The sequence below is a fragment of the Neobacillus sp. DY30 genome (assembly GCF_030123065.1).
Taxonomy (GTDB): domain Bacteria; phylum Bacillota; class Bacilli; order Bacillales; family Cytobacillaceae; genus Neobacillus.
Window position 1 is genome coordinate 1,559,344 of record NZ_CP126093.1, and the last position, 18,964, is coordinate 1,578,307.

18 protein-coding genes and 1 other annotated feature are annotated in these 18,964 nt (G+C 37.0%); of the genes, 13 read left to right on the forward strand and 5 right to left on the reverse strand.

The features are described from left to right. Positions 1-20 precede the first annotated feature (20 nt). Complete coding sequence (locus QNH29_RS07610) at positions 21-713, reverse strand: Crp/Fnr family transcriptional regulator (protein WP_283864213.1); 693 nt, start codon at positions 711-713, stop codon at positions 21-23. Positions 714-970: 257 nt separating this feature from the next. Between QNH29_RS07610 and QNH29_RS07615 the strand changes: the two genes are divergently transcribed. Beyond that, the gene (locus QNH29_RS07615; protein ID WP_283864214.1) at positions 971-1,150 is read left to right on the forward strand and encodes a YjzC family protein; all 180 of its coding nucleotides are present in this window, start codon (positions 971-973) and stop codon (positions 1,148-1,150) included. A 106-nt stretch (positions 1,151-1,256) separates the two neighbouring features. After that, positions 1,257-3,851, forward strand: coding sequence for an ATP-dependent chaperone ClpB (gene clpB, locus QNH29_RS07620; RefSeq protein ID WP_283864215.1), 2,595 nt, complete (start codon positions 1,257-1,259; stop codon positions 3,849-3,851). Positions 3,852-3,898: 47 nt separating this feature from the next. Here the strand turns inward: clpB and QNH29_RS07625 are convergent, their stop codons facing one another. After that, positions 3,899-4,039, reverse strand: coding sequence for a DUF2929 family protein (locus QNH29_RS07625; RefSeq protein WP_481858821.1), 141 nt, complete (start codon positions 4,037-4,039; stop codon positions 3,899-3,901). Positions 4,040-4,309: 270 nt separating this feature from the next. Here QNH29_RS07625 and QNH29_RS07630 point away from each other — a divergent pair, with 270 nt between their 5' ends. Together QNH29_RS07630 and QNH29_RS07635 are read left to right on the forward strand one after the other, a co-directional pair. Beyond that, positions 4,310-5,032, forward strand: a complete 723-nt coding sequence (locus tag QNH29_RS07630; RefSeq protein ID WP_283864217.1) for a lipase family protein — start codon at positions 4,310-4,312, stop codon at positions 5,030-5,032. A gap of 83 nt (positions 5,033-5,115) precedes the next feature. Next, complete coding sequence (locus QNH29_RS07635) at positions 5,116-5,934, forward strand: hypothetical protein (protein ID WP_283864218.1); 819 nt, start codon at positions 5,116-5,118, stop codon at positions 5,932-5,934. Between the two features lie 25 nt (positions 5,935-5,959). Here QNH29_RS07635 and QNH29_RS07640 read toward each other — a convergent pair whose 3' ends face one another. Then, entirely contained in the window at positions 5,960-6,187 is a 228-nt protein-coding gene (locus QNH29_RS07640; protein WP_283864219.1) for a hypothetical protein, read from the reverse strand. Between the two features lie 180 nt (positions 6,188-6,367). Between QNH29_RS07640 and QNH29_RS07645 the strand changes: the two genes are divergently transcribed. The 4 genes from QNH29_RS07645 to QNH29_RS07660 all read left to right on the forward strand — a co-directional run bounded on the left by QNH29_RS07645 (position 6,368) and on the right by QNH29_RS07660 (position 10,374). Then, positions 6,368-7,300 (forward strand): beta-ketoacyl-ACP synthase III, encoded by a 933-nt coding sequence (locus tag QNH29_RS07645; protein WP_283864220.1) that lies wholly within the window; start codon positions 6,368-6,370, stop codon positions 7,298-7,300. Between the two features lie 48 nt (positions 7,301-7,348). Next, the gene (fabF, locus tag QNH29_RS07650; RefSeq protein ID WP_283864221.1) at positions 7,349-8,590 is read left to right on the forward strand and encodes a beta-ketoacyl-ACP synthase II; all 1,242 of its coding nucleotides are present in this window, start codon (positions 7,349-7,351) and stop codon (positions 8,588-8,590) included. Positions 8,591-8,708: 118 nt separating this feature from the next. Beyond that, positions 8,709-9,518: a DUF2268 domain-containing putative Zn-dependent protease gene (locus QNH29_RS07655; RefSeq protein WP_283864222.1), complete on the forward strand. Its 810-nt coding sequence runs from the start codon at positions 8,709-8,711 to the stop codon at positions 9,516-9,518. A gap of 109 nt (positions 9,519-9,627) precedes the next feature. Continuing rightward, on the forward strand, positions 9,628-10,374 hold the full coding sequence (locus QNH29_RS07660) for a YjbA family protein (RefSeq protein ID WP_283864223.1): 747 nt from the start codon (positions 9,628-9,630) through the stop codon (positions 10,372-10,374). Positions 10,375-10,415: 41 nt separating this feature from the next. Here the strand turns inward: QNH29_RS07660 and trpS are convergent, their stop codons facing one another. Together trpS and QNH29_RS07670 are read right to left on the reverse strand one after the other, a co-directional pair. Next, entirely contained in the window at positions 10,416-11,405 is a 990-nt protein-coding gene (gene trpS, locus QNH29_RS07665; protein ID WP_283864224.1) for a tryptophan--tRNA ligase, read from the reverse strand. A gap of 54 nt (positions 11,406-11,459) precedes the next feature. Next, positions 11,460-11,702, reverse strand: a binding site (T-box leader). Between the two features lie 56 nt (positions 11,703-11,758). Then, positions 11,759-11,944, reverse strand: coding sequence for a hypothetical protein (locus QNH29_RS07670; RefSeq protein WP_283864225.1), 186 nt, complete (start codon positions 11,942-11,944; stop codon positions 11,759-11,761). Between the two features lie 408 nt (positions 11,945-12,352). Here QNH29_RS07670 and spxA point away from each other — a divergent pair, with 408 nt between their 5' ends. From spxA to pepF, 5 genes are all read left to right on the forward strand, one after another. Next, positions 12,353-12,748: a transcriptional regulator SpxA gene (gene spxA / locus QNH29_RS07675; protein ID WP_045519743.1), complete on the forward strand. Its 396-nt coding sequence runs from the start codon at positions 12,353-12,355 to the stop codon at positions 12,746-12,748. 298 nt (positions 12,749-13,046) lie between these two features. After that, positions 13,047-13,718: an adaptor protein MecA gene (gene mecA / locus QNH29_RS07680; RefSeq protein ID WP_283864226.1), complete on the forward strand. Its 672-nt coding sequence runs from the start codon at positions 13,047-13,049 to the stop codon at positions 13,716-13,718. A 70-nt stretch (positions 13,719-13,788) separates the two neighbouring features. Next, complete coding sequence (cls, locus tag QNH29_RS07685; RefSeq protein WP_283865555.1) at positions 13,789-15,300, forward strand: cardiolipin synthase; 1,512 nt, start codon at positions 13,789-13,791, stop codon at positions 15,298-15,300. Positions 15,301-15,398: 98 nt separating this feature from the next. Beyond that, positions 15,399-16,595: a competence protein CoiA gene (locus QNH29_RS07690; protein WP_283864227.1), complete on the forward strand. Its 1,197-nt coding sequence runs from the start codon at positions 15,399-15,401 to the stop codon at positions 16,593-16,595. A gap of 132 nt (positions 16,596-16,727) precedes the next feature. Continuing rightward, positions 16,728-18,545 carry an oligoendopeptidase F gene (pepF, locus tag QNH29_RS07695; RefSeq protein ID WP_283864228.1) on the forward strand — a complete coding sequence of 606 codons (1,818 nt, stop codon included), beginning with the start codon at positions 16,728-16,730 and terminating at the stop codon, positions 18,543-18,545. Positions 18,546-18,964 lie beyond the last annotated feature (419 nt).

Sequence of the window (18,964 nt, forward strand, 5' to 3'; positions counted from 1 at the left end):
GGTCAAGCGACCGATTTTTTTTAATCAATTTTACAGATTTCTGGAGAGCAGTCTTCACAATCAATTTCATTCTTTAGATAATCCAAGTCATGAATCGTAATAGAGCCTTTTTCAATGGAGATAATTCCTGCTTTTCTTAAATCACTAAGAAGCCGATTCACTACTTCACGTGATGTTCCGCAAAAATTAGCAAGTTCTTGATTTGTTAACGGTAATTCAATATGAATTCCTTGATGGGTCTTTACACCGTAGCTGTTTGTAATTCGAATAAGGGTGGAATATAATGCACCTTTTTTACCATGAAGAACCAAGTCTCGAAACTTAGTTTGAGTTTTCCGAAACTGCTGACTCATCCATTTCATGAATTCAAGTGACAGTTCATGGTTCTTTCCAAGCTTCTCCTCAAGAACATCCTTCATAATAACTGCTACTTCACCGCTTTCGGCAACACGTGCACTTAATAAATACTTAGACGCAGGAGAAAATAAATCAAGTTCTCCAATAAAGTCCCCTTTAGAACACATTCTCAATGTAAGTTCACGGCCATCTGGAATGATCTTGCTTATTTGAATGATTCCGCTTTGGACAATGTATAATTCATTTGCAGTTGAACCTTCCTGGAACAGAAAAGTGCCTTTTTCTATTTTTTTCGTATGATGAACAGTGTTAAACAGTTGTATTAATTTTACCGGGATTTCTTTAATTGACTGCATAAGAATAACCACCTTTAAAGGGGCGATATAAATCGCTAATTTGCTTTCCTAAATAAATGACAGTCAAGGTTTCATTTACTAGATAATACTATAATTATATTGTTAACAAAGCTTATATATCAATAATTGTGTCATAAATTCATACAATCGTCAAAATATCATCTAAGGCAGCGAAAGGATTTATTTCATAATAATTCCTTTAATGTCCTTAGATGAAATGGAAATAATAAAACTGTACAGTAAAAGGAGGGACAGAAATGGGCCAAAGCCATCAGTTTAGAGCTGGACAAAAAGCGCCAAATAATGGGGTATATATAGAAATTGGTGATACAGAGTCAAATGTAAATAATCCTAAAAAGATTAAGCTAAAAGCAGGAGACAGGTTCCCTGAAAACTCAAATGACGAACGTGTTTGGACTTACCAGCGTAAACCATAAATCATTCTAAAAAAGTCATCCAGAGGATGGCTTTTATTTTATATTGATTACATATTCGTATATAATAAAAATAAATAGGTCAAGAATGGTCAAAGAGGTGAAAAAGATGGATTTAAGTCGTATGACTGAAAGGCTGCAAAAGGGAATTTTTGATGGTCAATCTTTAGCAGTAAAAAACAATCATCAAGAGGTAGATGAACCGCATCTATTCTTAACATTACTTCGACAAGAAGATAGCTTATTAAGAGCAATTTTAGAGAAAGCAGACATACGAACGGAAAACGTAGAAAAAGCGTTACAGGCTATCCTTGATAAAAAACCACAAGTTACAGGAACCGGTGCTGAAACAGGAAAATTATTCATCACTTCAAAGCTTCAACGACTGTTTGTGAGTGCTGAGGAGTTTGCTGCCAAGTTTACCGATGACTTTATATCGATTGAACATATTTTATTAGCCGCTAGTTATGCAAATGACTCGGAAATGAAGAAAATAGTAAAATCTAATGAAAAAACTCCGGAAAATATCTTAACGGCAATTAAGGAAATAAGGGGGAACCAAAGAGTGACATCACAAAATCCAGAAGCAGTTTACGATGCACTTAATAAATACGGAAGAGACCTTGTAGCTGAAGTGAAAGCAGGTAAACTTGACCCTGTTATTGGAAGAGATGCAGAAATTCGTCATGTTATTAGGATACTTTCTAGAAAGACCAAAAATAATCCTGTTTTAATTGGTGAACCAGGAGTCGGGAAAACGGCGATTGTGGAGGGACTTGCTCAGCGCATTGTCAGAAAGGACGTTCCTGAGGGGCTAAAAGATAAAACGATTTTCTCGCTAGACATGAGTGCATTGATAGCAGGGGCAAAGTTTAGAGGAGAATTTGAGGAAAGATTAAAAGCTGTATTGAATGAAGTGAAAAAAAGTGAAGGACAAATTTTATTATTCATTGATGAGCTGCACACCATTGTCGGGGCAGGAAAAACAGATGGTGCTATGGACGCGGGGAATATGTTGAAACCGATGCTTGCTCGCGGGGAGCTTCACTGCATTGGGGCAACGACTCTTGATGAACATCGAAAATATATTGAAAAGGACCCTGCCCTTGAACGAAGATTTCAGCAAGTACTTGTTCAAGAGCCTAATGTGGAGGACACGATTTCTATTTTACGTGGTTTAAAAGAAAGATTTGAGGTCCACCATGGAGTTAAAATCCATGATCATGCACTCGTTGCTGCAGCAACCTTATCAGACAGATATATTACAGATCGCTTTCTTCCGGACAAAGCCATTGATCTAGTGGATGAGGCATGTGCGCTTATTCGAACTGAAATTGATTCAATGCCTACAGAACTAGATGAAGTAACGCGAAGAGTCATGCAGTTGGAAATAGAAGAAGCGGCCTTGAGAAAAGAGCAGGATGACGCGAGTAAAAAAAGGTTAGAGACATTATTAAAGGAGCTTGCTGAATTAAAAGATCATGCTAACCGCATGAAAGCTCAATGGCTTCATGAAAAACAAGGGATACAAAAATTGCAGGAAAAGAGAGAACAACTTGAAAAACTCCGAAAAGAATTGCAGCAGGCTGAAGATAAATATGATTTAAACCGTGCAGCAGAACTTCATCATGGTCAAATTCCTTTGGCTGAAAAAGAATTAAAAGAACTGGAAACAGCAACAGCGAATAATGAAAGACTGCTCCGCGAGGAAGTTACTGGTGAAGAGATATCGAATATTGTTTCAAGATGGACAGGAATACCCCTTTCTAAGTTAGTCGAAGGTGAAAGGGAGAAACTGTTGAGATTAGAATCAATCTTACATGAGCGAGTTATAGGGCAAAACGAAGCGGTTCAATTAGTAGCAGATGCAGTTTTGAGGGCACGTGCTGGAATCAAGGATCCAAACAGACCAATCGGTTCTTTCCTCTTCCTGGGTCCAACAGGTGTTGGTAAGACAGAACTTGCTAAAGCGCTGGCAGAGGCACTGTTTGATAGTGAAGAACAAATGATTCGTATTGACATGTCGGAATATATGGAAAAACACGCCGTTTCAAGGCTGATTGGTGCTCCTCCTGGGTATGTGGGTTACGAAGAAGGCGGGCAACTAACGGAGGCTGTACGAAGAAGACCGTATTCCGTTATTTTGATGGATGAAATAGAAAAAGCGCATCCAGAAGTATTTAATATTCTTCTGCAGGCACTTGATGATGGCAGAATTACAGATTCGCAAGGAAGAATAGTCGATTTTAAAAATACAGTCATTATCATGACATCTAATATTGGTTCTCATTTCTTATTGGAACGAAATGAAAATGAAATTGAAATTTCCGAAACAACAAGGGAAAAGGTACTAGGACAACTAAAGAGTCATTTCCGGCCGGAATTCTTAAATAGAGTGGACGAAACCATTCTATTTAAACCATTATCTTTAAATGAAATAAAAGATATTGTAGTAAAAATGATGAAGGAACTGCAGAGCAGATTGAAGGAACAGAATATTGAAATCACTATTACTGATAATGCAAAAGAATTCATTGCGGTAAATGGCTTCGACCCTATATACGGTGCCAGACCATTAAAGAGGTTTATTCAACGTAATATCGAGACAAAAATTGCAAGGGCTATTATTGCAGGTAATGTTCACGACCACTCCGTCGTCCGGATTACAACTGACAGTGGGGAATTAACCATCTCTATTGATTAAGGAAATCAAAAAGGTCATCCGTTATTGGATGACCTTTCTTACACAATTTAATGTTTTTCAACAGGATCATTAGGAAGTACTGCCGTTGCAATAACAACCAAAATGAAAATGCCAATAGAAACCATGGCCCCAGATTGGAAGTCGAATACTCCTCCTTCTGTCATTGAACTAACTACATATGAAAGCATTTGCACTAAAACAAACACCCAAAAAAAAGTCCAAAAATATCGCACTGTCTTTCACCTCTACCCTATTTTTCATCTCTAATAATATTACCATATGCTGCTGAAATAATAAAAGCAAAAGTTGAAATACACTGCCGCGAAGGATGAAGGAGATGACTGGACATCACCCTAGTTCTAACAATAAAAACCCAGTCCAATTAGGCTATATTCCCTTTCAACTCTTGTGAAATCACATACAATATTTTGAGGAAATATGTAAAAGGAGATTTAGCGATGGAGAACCGGAATTTTCAGATGGATACCCAGTGGAATATCATCCATTACCCTGAAAAGCCCACAGGTTTTGGAATTTTAATAATTGGAGATGAAAGGCATTTTGTTGACGAAAGCAAATGCTTTTGGACTCAGAATGAAGGTAGACTGTCCATAATTAACCAGTTGAAAGAATCAGGATATACTATTTTTTCCTCAAATTTGTATGGGCGAAACTGGGGAAGTGACCATGCTGTAGAGCTTGCGCAAAGGCTGTATCAGCAAGTAATTAGAAGTGAAATTCTTAATAATAAAGTTCATCTAATAGCTGAAGGCATGGGGGCGCTAGTGGCTGTTAAGCTAATGGAGAAAATGCAGGGGCAATTAAGGTCAGTTGTTTTATTAAATCCGATAATTTCTCTTAAAAAACATATCGAACTTGAAAAAGAACACAAGTTTTTCTATAAAAAGCTAATAAGAGAAATCACAGCTGCCCATAAAATGGACCAAGTCACGCTGGAACAAGAACTTCAGGGTATGGAAGATGAGAATTTATTAAATAGGGATATTCCAATTAAGATTATCCATGTAATGTCCAGTGGTAAAACCTATAATCAATCAAAACAACTGCAAAAATTACTCGCGAATACGGATATTAGTCCCACATACATTGTTCCGGAAAAGAAACAACAGCTTGGTAATATGATGAAAAAGTTTTTTAATCAGTTTGAAAAGGTGTTATAAAAACCTTCCTCCCCTTGAGAGATATAATTTTGCACAGTACCGCATAGGATTCACTAATGAAGCTTGGGGAGGCAGGAATAGTAATGGACAAGGTCGTTATTATTGGCGTATTTGACTTTGTGAATTTTCATCTATGCAAAGCATTACTTGATAAAGGTATTGACGTAAGCGGAGTACCACTTGAGGATGAAGAATACGAGGATATGGTAAATGAAAAAAGATTAGAAATTGGGAGAAACGCTAACTTTACTGAGGTTTCATTAGAGGAACTTTTAAATCATTCTTCTGAATATGAGACAATTGTACTCTCGGTTTATGACCTTTATATGAGACATAAGGAAGATTACTTACTAATAGACCATTTGATGAGCAAACTAATCAGCACGAACAACTGGGAAAATATCGTGATACTAGTTCCGAGTCAATTGTTAAAAACTGAAATTGATTTGAAGGCAAAGGTTGCAATTGAGAATTTCTTTAATAGGGCTTTTGCTCAGAATAAGAATTGTAATTTACTTTATCTACCAACAGTCTTTGGACCTTGGCAGCCAGAAACCTTTATATTTCAATCCTCAATTCTAACGGAAATGAATAAAGGTAAGCCTTTTAAAGGATTGCGTGAGGAAACAAGTGATGCACTATTTGTTGAGGATACGGTGAAATCAATTATAGAAATCATTGAAAACAAGGAGCCTGGAAGATATCTTCTACAAAGTGGAAGGAGCAAACAATGGGATTTATGTGCAGCTCTCCTTCAAATAAACGAACATGGTTTAAGCAATCGTATACTAGAAATAAAGGAAGAGGATTTAACCAAAGTAATTGTTAATAGCACCGTTCCATTATCTGTGGCGTTGACAAGGCAAATAGAACATACCCACCGCTTAAATGATGATAAATAAAGAAGCTGCCGTATACCACGGCAGCTTACTTTTTCTTCAAAAATCCTTGTACAAATGGGTAAACCATTTCAAATATTGGTTTTAAATTTTGGGAGGATTCCCTTAATTTACTTACATTTTCTATTATTGATTCAATATCTAGAGAAGAAGGATTCAGCTGTGGACCATTATCCCGATTACCCTGTAAACTACCTCTTCTATCACCAAACATCATTCTTGAAAAGCGGTCATCCCGATAATTTTCTTTTCCCATTTTTCTGCCCCTCCGTATAGTATGATTCTCCTTTAGAGTATGTATTTTATGAACAAATGGTATGGACATCAGCGGGGGAGGTTTATTTAATTGTTGCTTAAATAACCTTTTATTTGATAAAATTAGTACCAAGTCATAATAATTGATAATAATAGATTAATCATATAAGGGGATGATTCCTTGAACGCTGGAATTGTTGGAATTGGAAGGTATTTACCAGAAAAAGTCGTTACAAATGCAGATTTAGAAAAAATAATGGATACATCAGATGAATGGATTCGTACACGCACAGGCATTGAAGAACGCCGTATTGCAGATGATAATACTAATACTTCTGATATGGGGTTTGCTGCGGCTCAAAAAGCAATTCAAGATGCAGGTATTAGTCCCGAAGATATCGATTTAATTTTGGTCGCTACCGTAACACCGGATCAACCATTCCCTTCCGTTGCTTGTATGCTGCAAGAACGATTAGGTGCTAAAAAAGCTGCTGCGATGGATGTCAGCGCAGCTTGTGCGGGTTTTATGTATGGTATTATTACGGCAAAGCAATTTGTTGAATCAGGCGCTTATAAACATGTTTTGGTGGTTGGTGTAGAAAAACTCTCAAATATAACCGACTGGAATGACCGTAACACTGCAGTGCTATTTGGTGACGGCGCAGGTGCAGTAATCGTTGGAGAAGTTTCTGAAAATAGAGGGATTCTTTCCTTTGAATTAGGTGCAGATGGCACGGGTGCAAAGCATTTATATCAAGATGAGTATATTATTATGAACGGACGGGAAGTCTTTAAGTTTGCTGTGCGACAGATGGGTGAAAGCTGTATCAACGTTCTCGAAAAAGCTGGGCTGACAAAAGAGGATGTAGACTTCCTTATCCCTCACCAAGCCAATATTCGTATTATGGAGGCTTCGAGGCAAAGACTTGAGCTTCCGGTAGAAAAAATGTCAAAGACGGTGCATAAATACGGGAATACTTCAGCTGCTTCTATTCCGATTTCCATTGTTGAGGAAATTGAGGCAGGAAGAATTAAAGACGATGACCTCATTGTTATGGTCGGCTTTGGCGGCGGACTAACGTGGGGTGCCATTGCCATTAGATGGGGTAAATAAAGGGAATAGTTAAATATATAATGAAGTGTATTAAAGGAGATGTCTTATATGGATAAGCGCAGGGTTGTGGTTACAGGTTTAGGAGCGGTTACCCCGCTTGGTATCGATGTTGAAACAACATGGAAAGGGATTATTGAAGGAAGGTCTGGGATTGGCCCTTTAACACGAGTGAATGCAGATGAGTATCCTGCAAAAGTGGCTGCACAGATTAACGACTTTAATCCTGAATCCTTTATGGATAGAAAAGATGCTAGAAAAATGGACCGCTTTACTCAGTATGCTGTTGCTTCAGCACAGATGGCAGTTGAAGATGCAAAATTAACGATTACGGATGAAAATGCGCATCGTATTGGTGTGTGGATTGGTTCCGGTATTGGTGGAATGGAAACATTTGAAGAACAATATGAAATCTTTCAAAAAAGAGGTTACCGCAGGGTAAGTCCCTTCTTTGTACCGATGTTGATCCCTGATATGGCAACTGGTCAGGTTTCAATAACACTTGGAGCAAAGGGCTTTAATTCTTGTACCGTAACCGCATGTGCAACAGGAACGAATTCAATTGGTGACGCGTTTAAAGTCATTCAGCGTGGCGATGCGGACGCGATGATTACCGGTGGAGCAGAAGCGCCAATTACAAAAATGTCAGTAGCCGGCTTTTGTGCGAATACCGCTCTTTCTACAAACCCTGATCCAAAGACTGCCAGCAGACCATTTGATAAAAACCGTGATGGCTTTGTTATCGGTGAAGGTGCAGGTATTATTGTTCTAGAAGAATTAGAACACGCATTAGCACGCGGTGCAAAAATTTATGCGGAAATCGTTGGTTATGGTGCGACAGGTGATGCGTATCATATAACAGCCCCAGCCCCTGGTGGTGAAGGCGGTGCCCGTGCAATGAAAATGGCCATTGAAGACGCTGGACTAAATATTGAAGAAATTGATTATATTAATGCTCATGGAACTAGTACTGAGTATAACGACAAATTTGAGACGCTTGCTGTGAAAGAAGTTTTTGGGGTCCATGCATACAAGCTGGCAATGAGTTCCACAAAATCAATGACCGGTCATCTTCTTGGGGCAGCGGGTGGTGTTGAAGCAATCTTTACTGTCCTTGCGATGAAAGATAGCATTCTCCCTCCGACCATTAATTATGAAACGGCAGACCCAGAATGTGACTTAGATTATGTCCCAAATAAAGCTCGTCAAAAAGAAATAAAAGCAGCCATGAGTAACTCTTTAGGCTTCGGCGGACATAACGCAACAATCGTCTTCAAAAAATACGAAAAATAAGCGGGCTGACCAGGATAATACACCTGGTCGGCTTTTTTCTTTTAGTAGGACAACCAACTCGAACCACTTTTCATATCATTCATAATATGTAAAAAATGATATGGTATGGAGTGAGGGTATGGGCATCATTCGAACAGATAAGTGGCTGGAGGAGGATTTTGATTCTCCGATAAAAATATGCGAAAAGCTGCTCCCTGTTTTCAAGGGTCAAAGTGCTTCAAAAGTCTATAATCAATTAACTAATTACGGGATGTACCGAGCCTCCCAAAGAACCAAGGAAATTTTCAAAACTATGAAGGAAAAAAGGATTTGGGAAGAAGTGGATGGTGTTTTTCAGGAATATAAGAGGAAATGGGAGGGTCCTGATATTCCTATCTATCTGTTTCCTATTGGACAAAATAGAAGTTTCTTTTTCAGACAAGAGGAAAAGGTGAAAGGCGGGGTTTCTTATCCCGATAAAATGTTTTTGTTTCTTTCCGACAGCTTAACACTACAAGAGTTAGAGGCGTTATTTGTTCATGAATATCATCACATCTGCAGGTTAAATAAACAAACTAAGAGATTTGACGATTATACATTGCTGGATTCAATCATTATCGAAGGGCTCGCCGAATACTCTGTTTTGGTTCATTGCGGCAGAAACTATTTAGCGGATTGGTGTACGATGTATTCAGGAGCAGAACTAGATGATTTGTGGAGAAGATTTTTAGAGGACAGCTTAGACATAAAAAAAAGTGATAGGAAACATGATGACCTGTTGTATGGGTCGGGCAGGATTCCTAAATTACTTGGATATGCTGCAGGTTTTAAAATTGTTGAAGAGTATTATCGCCAAAATCATTATTCTACAAAACTATCCTTTACAATGCCTGCAAAAAAGTATTTAATGACGGATGATAACCATACTAAAAGAGGCCGAAAAAAGTAGGCTTTTTTTTTGTGTACTTCACAAAGAGTATTTGGTTCTTAAGGAATAAATTAACTTATGTCTGCCCATACTGATTGACAAACAGTTTCTTGAAGTGAGGGGTTGTACAATGTTGTATCTTCATGATGTTTGGGTAAATTGGTTTGAAGGTGAAGAAAACGGATATAATGTGTGCCACTTTCATGAATGGCGCAAAGATGACGGTGTAGAGTTGTTAGACCAAGCTCCTTTGTTAAAAGTAGAACCGATTCTCTTTAACTATATTGAGAACGATCTCTCAGAATTACCTCAACAGCTTCTAGATGATATTTTTCAAAAGGCATATTTAAGGAAAAACCATGAAAGAGTTCAACTTGAATATTGTTTTGTGGTTACAGATGGGGTTGGAATCTTAGCAGTTGATACAATAGGATATTCCATACCGATTAGGAAGAGCAGGCTCATACCGAGGCAAGAGCAGCTTGTCTACGAAATGATTGCCAATCATGATGCAAAAAAATATCATTTTCAACAGAATTCAGTGGATAAGGATTTTCATATATTATCACCTGAGCCAGAATTAATGACGGGATTAACGCGAAAAGAGCGTCAGCTAAAACAGCTGTTATTTATGGCACTTGATCAATTACATACATCTAAGAACGAAGCAGAAGTGCGCTATTGGTTCACTGAATGGTGTCCAGAGCGTTATTCGGCAATTCAGGAATTGAATTTTGAGAAAGCATGGGAGCAGTTGTTTGAGGAGACGAAATACGGTTGGTCTAAAAAACATGAAACATTTTGTGAGAATTTAATAAAAGGTCAGCCATTTTTTGAAAAGCTATGGGAAATGGAGCACGGCCCAAAAGTAAATTAAAAACAGGTCACGGAAGTTCATAACTTCCGTGACCTGTTTTGTTACCTTCTTTTTCTGCCTAATCCCATGGCGTTTTCCATTTTCTTGAGGGTTTTGCTGGCTACTTGGTTTGCTTTTTCAGCGCCTTCGTCCAGGATTCTGTCAAGTTCTGTTGATTCCATTAGGTGATTATATTTTTCTTGAATCGGCTCAAATACATTTAAGACTACTTGGGCTAAATCGCCTTTGAAATCGCCATATCCTTTGCCTTGATACATTTCTTCAAGTTCTGAAATCGTTTTATTACCGAGAATGGAATAAATCGATAGCAAGTTAGAGATTCCCGGCTTGTTGATTTTATCAAACTTAACAATTCCCTCAGAATCTGTAACTGCACTTTTAATTTTTTTCACAATTTGTTTTGGATCGTCTAAAGGTGTGATAAAAGCTTTATTATTTGGGTCAGATTTGCTCATTTTCTTAGTAGGTTCCTGTAATGACATAATCCTTGCACCGACTTCAGGAATGCGAATATCGGGGATGGTTAAAACATCTCCGTATTTTTTATTAAAGCGTTCAGCTAAATCTCTCGTTAATTCCATGTGCTGCTTCTGATCTTCGCCAACTGGAACAAGATCAGTATTGTATAAAAGAATATCAGCAGCCATTAATGGCGGGTAAGTTAGTAAACTTGCTGAAACCGCGTCTTTACCAGATGATTTATCCTTAAATTGAGTCATTCTTTCCAACTCACCTATATAAGAAATACATTGCATCATCCATCCTGCTTGAGCGTGGGCAGGAACCTCCGACTGGATAAACAGGGTTGCTTTCTCTGGGTCGATCCCGACTGCTAGGTAAAGGGCCGCTAGGCTGCGGATGTTTTTTCGAAGCTCTAAGCGATCCTGCGGAACCGTTATCGCATGTTGGTCGACGATGCAAAAGTAGCAATTGTAATCATTTTGCAGTTCAACAAATTGCAACATTGCTCCAATATAGTTTCCAAGTGTAATCGTACCACTTGGCTGAATACCTGAAAAAATTGTTTTCATGACCGAAATCCTCCTAATTATATATAAATAAAAAAACCATTCATCCCAATAAACGATAGGGACGAATGGTTCGCGGTACCACCCTAAATTACTCAAAAGAGTCACTCAATCCAGAACGATCTAAAATCGAAAGTCTGGTTCCTCTTAACGCAAGGTATACGTCTTTTCCTACTATTCCTTAAGAAGTTCAGAAAGAAGCTCAAAAGTCCATTCAGTATTTTTCCGTGTTTGTTTCCACCAGCCACAAACTCTCTGAATCGGTTCAAAATACTTACTACTCTTTGTCATCGCTAAACAAATTTATTTAATACTATTATAAATAATTGTATATTGGGAATCAAGTCAACCAAAACTTACTTCTTCTTCCCGCCAACGGTTTTCCATCCTGTTTGGAATCTTGCGCTTTGGTCAACGAATTCAGAGCGTTTTTTTCCGCCAAAAACTTTTTCACCGAAGCCATTCGTCACTACACCCATAAATGCAGTTATCCCGATAATTAAAATCGCAACCATCGATAAATCAGCTATGTATCCAACCATGAAAATACCTCCATAATCAAATCAAAAGTTATAATCAACTGTTTGTTTATTTCCCCTAATTTATATTTTATAAGAACTTGAGCGGTATTAAAAGAGGTAAAACAATAAAAACATTAAAACTCGCACAAAAATGAAGGCGTTTTCAATAATTGAGGTTTAATTGAGAATCTTTCCGGGTATAAAATGGATGAAACTTTTTTGCTATTTATTCGTCTAATATAATGAAAAATAAAATAGGCTAAAAGTTTGACATTTAATAAATTTTGAAAAAAGGATACCTTTTTTAGAAACAGTGGTGTATAATTAATGATATAAATTACTTATTTATAATAATTTTAAACAAGAATAATTACTTTGATAGATTTACTATAGATTTGGATAGTAATTAAAAGAGGAGTGTGGAGACAAATGGTAACATTATACACTTCACCAAGTTGTACATCATGCCGGAAAGCAAAATCATGGTTAGAAGAACATGAAATTCCATATACTGAAAGAAATATTTTTTCTGAGCCGCTATCAATCGAAGAAATTAAAGAAATCCTTCGCATGACTGAGGATGGTACAGATGAAATTATCTCTACAAGATCAAAGACTTTTCAAAAGTTAGATGTAAACTTAGATACAATGCCGCTGCAGGATCTATTCGAATTAATCAAGGCAAATCCTGGATTGTTACGCCGTCCAATTATTATTGATGAAAAGCGTCTGCAGGTTGGGTATAATGAGGATGAAATTCGACGGTTCCTCCCAAGAAGAGTACGTACTTTCCAATTAAGAGAAGCACAGCGTATGGTTAATTAAACAAATAAGATTAAGCCTTCAAACTGAAGGCTTTTTTGCACCCCTTTTGATTTGAGATTTCTGTGTCATTTTGTTACAATGTAAGGAATATCTAATTAATAGGCAAATTAATGGTTTTTGCAATTACAGGTAAATTTATTTCCCAAATTAATACTTTTGTCATAAAATGAAAAGTACAAGGATTATATTCTTTTTACAATACAATAATAGATCCTTTCTACTTGGGTAATTGCTAAAAAGTATTGTCTGCCGGGGGTATTTTGTCCCTTCAATAAGGAAACGGAAGGGAGAGTTAACGATGGAAATCGAACGAATTAATGAGAATACAGTAAAGTTTTATATTTCTTATGGTGATATAGAAGAACGCGGCTTTGACCGTGAAGAAATTTGGTACAATCGGGAGCGAAGTGAGGAACTCTTCTGGGAAATGATGGATGAAGTACATCAAGAGGAAGAGTTTGTTGTCGAAGGTCCGCTGTGGATTCAAGTGCAGGCGTTAGAGAAAGGTTTAGAAATACTGGTAACAAAAGCACAGGTATCGAAAGATGGACAAAAGTTTGAGCTGCCAATACCAAATGATAAGTTAAAGGATTTACCTGTTGATGGTAATATTGAAGGTATCTTGGATCAGCATTTCACTCCTGGACAACACGATGACGATGACCTTTTACTTGAAGAAGAGTCTTTAGAGTTCTTAATTGCTTTTAAAGATTTTGAAGATGTTATTATGTTGTCAAATCGTGGTGGACTCGATGATCTAATCACTGTATTGTACAATTTCGATAATAAATATTATATATATACTGAGTTTCCTGAAGATTTGTTTGAAGAGGACGAAATAGATGATATCCTAAGTATTTTGCTGGAATACGGTTATGAAACACAATTAACCATCCATCGAATTCAGGAGTATGGTAAGAAGATAATTGCTGAGAATGTTTTTGGCGAAATAAGAAAACATTTTAAATAAACGTACCGATTTCGATTATTGAAATCGGTATTTTTTACATAGGTTTAAAATCTTTTTGAGGGTGATGAAACTGAAAAACACAGTAAGGGTTGTATTGTTTGTCCTGGTTCTATCCATACTTATGTTTTTCTTTAAGGTGTACTTACAGGTTGGAATATTTGGTTTTTTGAGCCTTTTAATAACGCTGTCTGTTATTTTTATAGGATTCGTAATATTTTTAGAGAATCGACATCCGACACAAACAATTACTTGGCTTGTTGTTTTAGGAAGCTTTCCGCTAGTGGGTTTCTTTTTCTATCTACTTTTCGGGAGGAATTACCGTAAGAAGAAAATGTATCGTAAAAAATACTTTCTTGATAAACAAGCATTCTTGACCGTAGAGGGTGAAAATGACCCGCGAAGTGAAGAAAAATTGGAATTAATGGCCGAGCACCAAGCAAGGCTATTTACTTTGGCGCAAAAATTGGGTAACAGTCCGATTTCCTTTGATACAGCCACGAAGGTATTAACGAACGGGGAGGAAACTTTTCGTCACATTCTTGAGCAATTGAATAGAGCCAAACATCATATACATATGGAATATTATATTGTTAGAGATGATGAAATTGGACAAGAAATAAAGAAAATTCTTATAGAAAAAGCTGCACAGGGGGTAAAGGTACGATTCTTATATGATGCAGTAGGTTCTTGGAGATTATCAAAAAAATATATTAATGATCTTAAGAATGCAGGGATAGAGATAGTTGGTTTCGGACCAGTTAAGCTGCCATTTTTAAATAATAAATTTAATTTCAGAAATCACAGGAAAATTATTGTCATTGATGGAATGATTGGGTTTGTAGGCGGGCTAAATATTGGAGATGAATACCTTGGAAGGAGTGACACTTATGGTTTTTGGCGGGACACCCACTTAATGCTGCGTGGGGAAGCTGTAAGGTCACTGCAGTTAATCTTTTTACAAGATTGGTATTACATGACCAACCACAGCTTCTTAACAGCAGAATATTTGTCACCACAAATCGATGAAGAAAATCATGGAGGCGTTCAATTAATTGCCGGCGGTCCCGATAATGAATGGAGTGTTATTAAGAATATCTTTTTTTCCATGATTACTTCTGCAAAGGAATCTGTCTGGATTGCCTCACCATACTTTATCCCTGATGAAGATATATTCTCAGCGATTAAAGTGGCTGCTCTTAGCGGAATCGATGTAAGATTGCTTGTTCCTAACCGTCCAGATAAACGGATTGTCTTTCATGCTTCAAGATCCTACTTCCCTGAGCTGTTGGAAGCTGGTGTTAAGGTCTATGAATATGAACGCGGGTTCATGCATAGTAAAATCGTGATTGTTGATCATGAGCTTGCTTCCATTGGAACCTCTAATATGGATATGCGTAGTTTTCATTTGAATTTTGAGGTAAATGCCTTTTTATTTCGAACAAAAAGTACTCAAAAACTAGTTGCAGAGTATATTAATGATCTAGAATATGCGAACCAGCTAGAATTAACATCTTTTGGAAAGAGACATATAGGGCTAAGATTAATTGAGTCGACAGCAAGGCTGCTATCACCGCTGCTTTAAGTTCACAAACTCGTCATAATGGCGGGTTTTCTTTTTATTTTAAAAAGGATTTCTTTATGGATAACACGAATCTAGATAGAAAAGGAGGTAGATAACCATTGCTTACAGCACAAACAAAATCAGGTACGATTTTAAACTTAGGTAAGGAATATAACAAGGAGAATCTTGCGGACATTCGCAGTAAAGAGGTATTTTTCTGTCCAGCATGTGGAGAGCGTGTCTCTCTTAAATTGGGGACACAGAGAATTAACCACTTTGCCCATAGAAGTGGAACGGTTTGCAGGGATTTTTATGAAAATGAAACGATATATCATATGAAAGGAAAACTTCAACTTTATCAGTGGCTCGTCTGGCAAGGAATTCCTGCAGAATTGGAATTTTATGATCCTATTATTAAACAGCGCCCTGATATCGTTTTCCGATATGGTGAAGAAAAATACGCATTGGAATACCAGTGTTCGCCTATTTCAGAAGAAATATTTATCAAGCGAACAGAGGTCTATTACCAACAGAATTATAATCCTCTCTGGATCATAGGGAGTAAACATATAAAAGCAAAAAGGAATAACATCTTCTCTTTGTCAAACTTTGTTTATTCTTTTTTGAGAAAAACCAAGGACAATCAATTGATGCTTCCTTCATACTGCCCCGAAGAAAAGCAATTTAAAATCCTCAGTTCTGTCCGTCCTTATTCCACAAAAAATGCAACCGCAAATATCACCCATCATTTAATCGATAAAACTGAAATTGAAGAACTGCTAGCACCGCAAATAATCCATTATTTTAACTTTTTTAAATGGTCTTTGGAAATGGAGAAATTTATGCTGAACTGGTCGCTCCATCCCAATCCAGAGCTAAATCGATTTCTTCGCGAGATTTATGTGAATAACCTCAACTTATATTTACTCCCTCCAGAAATCGGTATACCTAGCCGGCGATCCTTATTCATTCAAACACCTGCGTTTATATGGCAAACCTATTTTTACTTAGATGTTTTACAGAATAAAATCCCTAAAGAACTTATTGATTTGAAGGAAGTTGAAAGACATTTCAACAAGAGAATATTGAAAAACGAAATTATCATAAGGAGGGTCCCCCAACTTAAGAATGAAAAATCTTTTCATGCAGTGAAGGAATATTTGTTTCAATTAGAGAAACTTGGAATCGTTATAAAAAGAAGTGAGACAGTTTTTCAGCTTCGGAGTAGAATCTCCATCCCAAAATCAAATCGGGAAAAGGAAGAACGCAGGAAAGAATTTTACCAAAAATATGGGTCCCTCCTTGAGAAAATATAAATGAAAAATAACTTTAGGGCATAATATAATGGGTAAAACTAAAAAAAATAAAGGAATAATAATAAAAAAGGAGAATATTAACAGGGTAAAATTTTTTCGTAGTCCGAATAATTTTTGAATGGAGGATGAAATATGGCAAACGAAGCTGCGGTAAAGGCGTTGCCTTCTAGAAGTGAAGTACCTGTTGAAGATACATGGAGATTGGAAGATATCTTTGCTGACGATAAAGAGTGGGAAAATGAATTTCAAGAAGTAAAGAGCCAAATATCGGGGATTAAAGAGTTTGAAGGGAAACTGGGAGAGAGTGCTGATACTCTTTATAATGCTCTCCAATTTCAAGATAAGCTGCTCGAAAGAATTGGAAAGCTTTATACATATGCCCATATGCGTTATGACCAGGACACAACCAATTCCTTTTATCAGGGATTAGATGACAGGATGAAAAATTTGTATTCACAAGCGGGCAGTCAATTAGCCTTTATAGTTCCTGAAATTTTATCACTTGATGAAAATAAGGTAAATGGATTTATCAATGAAAAACCGGAACTAAAACTTTATGAGCATGCGATTGAGGAAATTAATCTTCAGCGGCCGCACGTTTTGTCAGCAGAGATGGAAGCGATGTTAGCGGAAGCTGGTGAAGTAATGGATGCTTCTAGTAACACTTTCGGAATGTTAAATAATGCAGATTTAAAGTTCCCATCCGTAAAAGATGAAAGTGGTCAGGAGGTAGAAATTACCCATGGCCGTTATATCCGTTTTCTAGAAAGTGCCGACCAAAGAGTACGCCATGATGCCTTTAAAGCTGTTTACGACACTTATGGAAAGTTCCGTAATACCTTCGCAAGTACAATTAGCGGGAATGTGAAAAAGGATAATTTTAATGCGAGAATTAGAAAATATGATTCTGCCAGGCATGCGGCACTTTCGGCCAATAATATTCCTGAAAGCGTGTATGACAATTTAGTCAACACGGTAAACGATCATTTACACTTATTGCACCGTTACGTTAAACTTAGAAAAAAAGTTTTAGGGGTAGACGAACTGCATATGTATGATCTCTACACTCCTCTTGTAAAAGATGTAAAAATGGAAATTCCTTATAAACAAGCAGAGGAGCTTGTGATAAAAGGGCTTGCTCCATTGGGGGAGGAATATTCACAAATTCTAAAAGAGGGATTTGAAAACCGCTGGGTAGATGTTCACGAAAATAAAGGAAAGCGAAGTGGCGCTTATTCTTCAGGAGCATATGGAACAAATCCTTATATTCTTATGAATTGGCAGGATAATGTGAATAACTTATTTACCTTGGCTCATGAGTTTGGCCATTCTGTCCATAGCTACTATACTAGAAAGAACCAGCCATATCCTTACGGAAACTATTCTATTTTTGTTGCAGAGGTGGCTTCAACCTGTAACGAAGCCTTATTAAATGATTATTTACTAAAAACAATTGATGATGAGCAAAAACGAATCTATTTATTAAATCATTATTTAGAAGGTTTTAGAGGCACTGTATTTCGTCAAACGATGTTTGCTGAATATGAGCATTTAATTCACCAGAAGGCTCAAAATAATGAGGCCTTAACAGCAGATTCATTAACCGCTGAATATTATGCTTTGAATAAGAAGTATTTCGGTGAAGAGGATATAGTAATTGATGAGGAAATCGGCTTAGAATGGGCGAGAATTCCACATTTCTATTACAATTATTACGTATATCAATATGCTACTGGCTTTAGTGCAGCAACAGCATTAAGCAAGCAGATTCTAGATGAAGGAGAGCCAGCGGTTAAACGTTATATTGATTTCTTAAGCGCAGGAAGCTCTGACTACCCAATTGAAGTACTAAAGAAAGCAGGAGTAGACATGACAAGCGCCGACCCAATCAGAGACGCATGTAAAGTCTTCGAAGAAAAATTAAATGAATTAGAACAGTTATTATCATAACAAGCTAAGGGAGAGTACAATGGGTACCCTCCCTTTAAAATCCTTTAAATCTTTTTCTATCATTCAGGTAAAAAAGAAACATAAAAATTCCAATAAAAAAAATTGGAATACTAATAATCAAAGGAAAGATCTTCATTAACGCAAGAATATGGAGAGAAAATCCGAAAAAAATAAAAAGAACCATCAAAATAACGGGTAAATTCTTCATTCGTCATGCCACCTTTTATTTGAGGTTACTGTAATCCGCTAGTTATAGTGTATTGTCCGAAAAAGAATAATATGATATTTTGACAATTATGTGAAATAAAGCACAATCGCATTGTCAACGGGTCCAGTCACATGGTATATTCTATACGTGAAGTTAATCACAACAAACATATACCCCTTTGTTTGACCGTGAAAAATTTCTCCCATCCCCT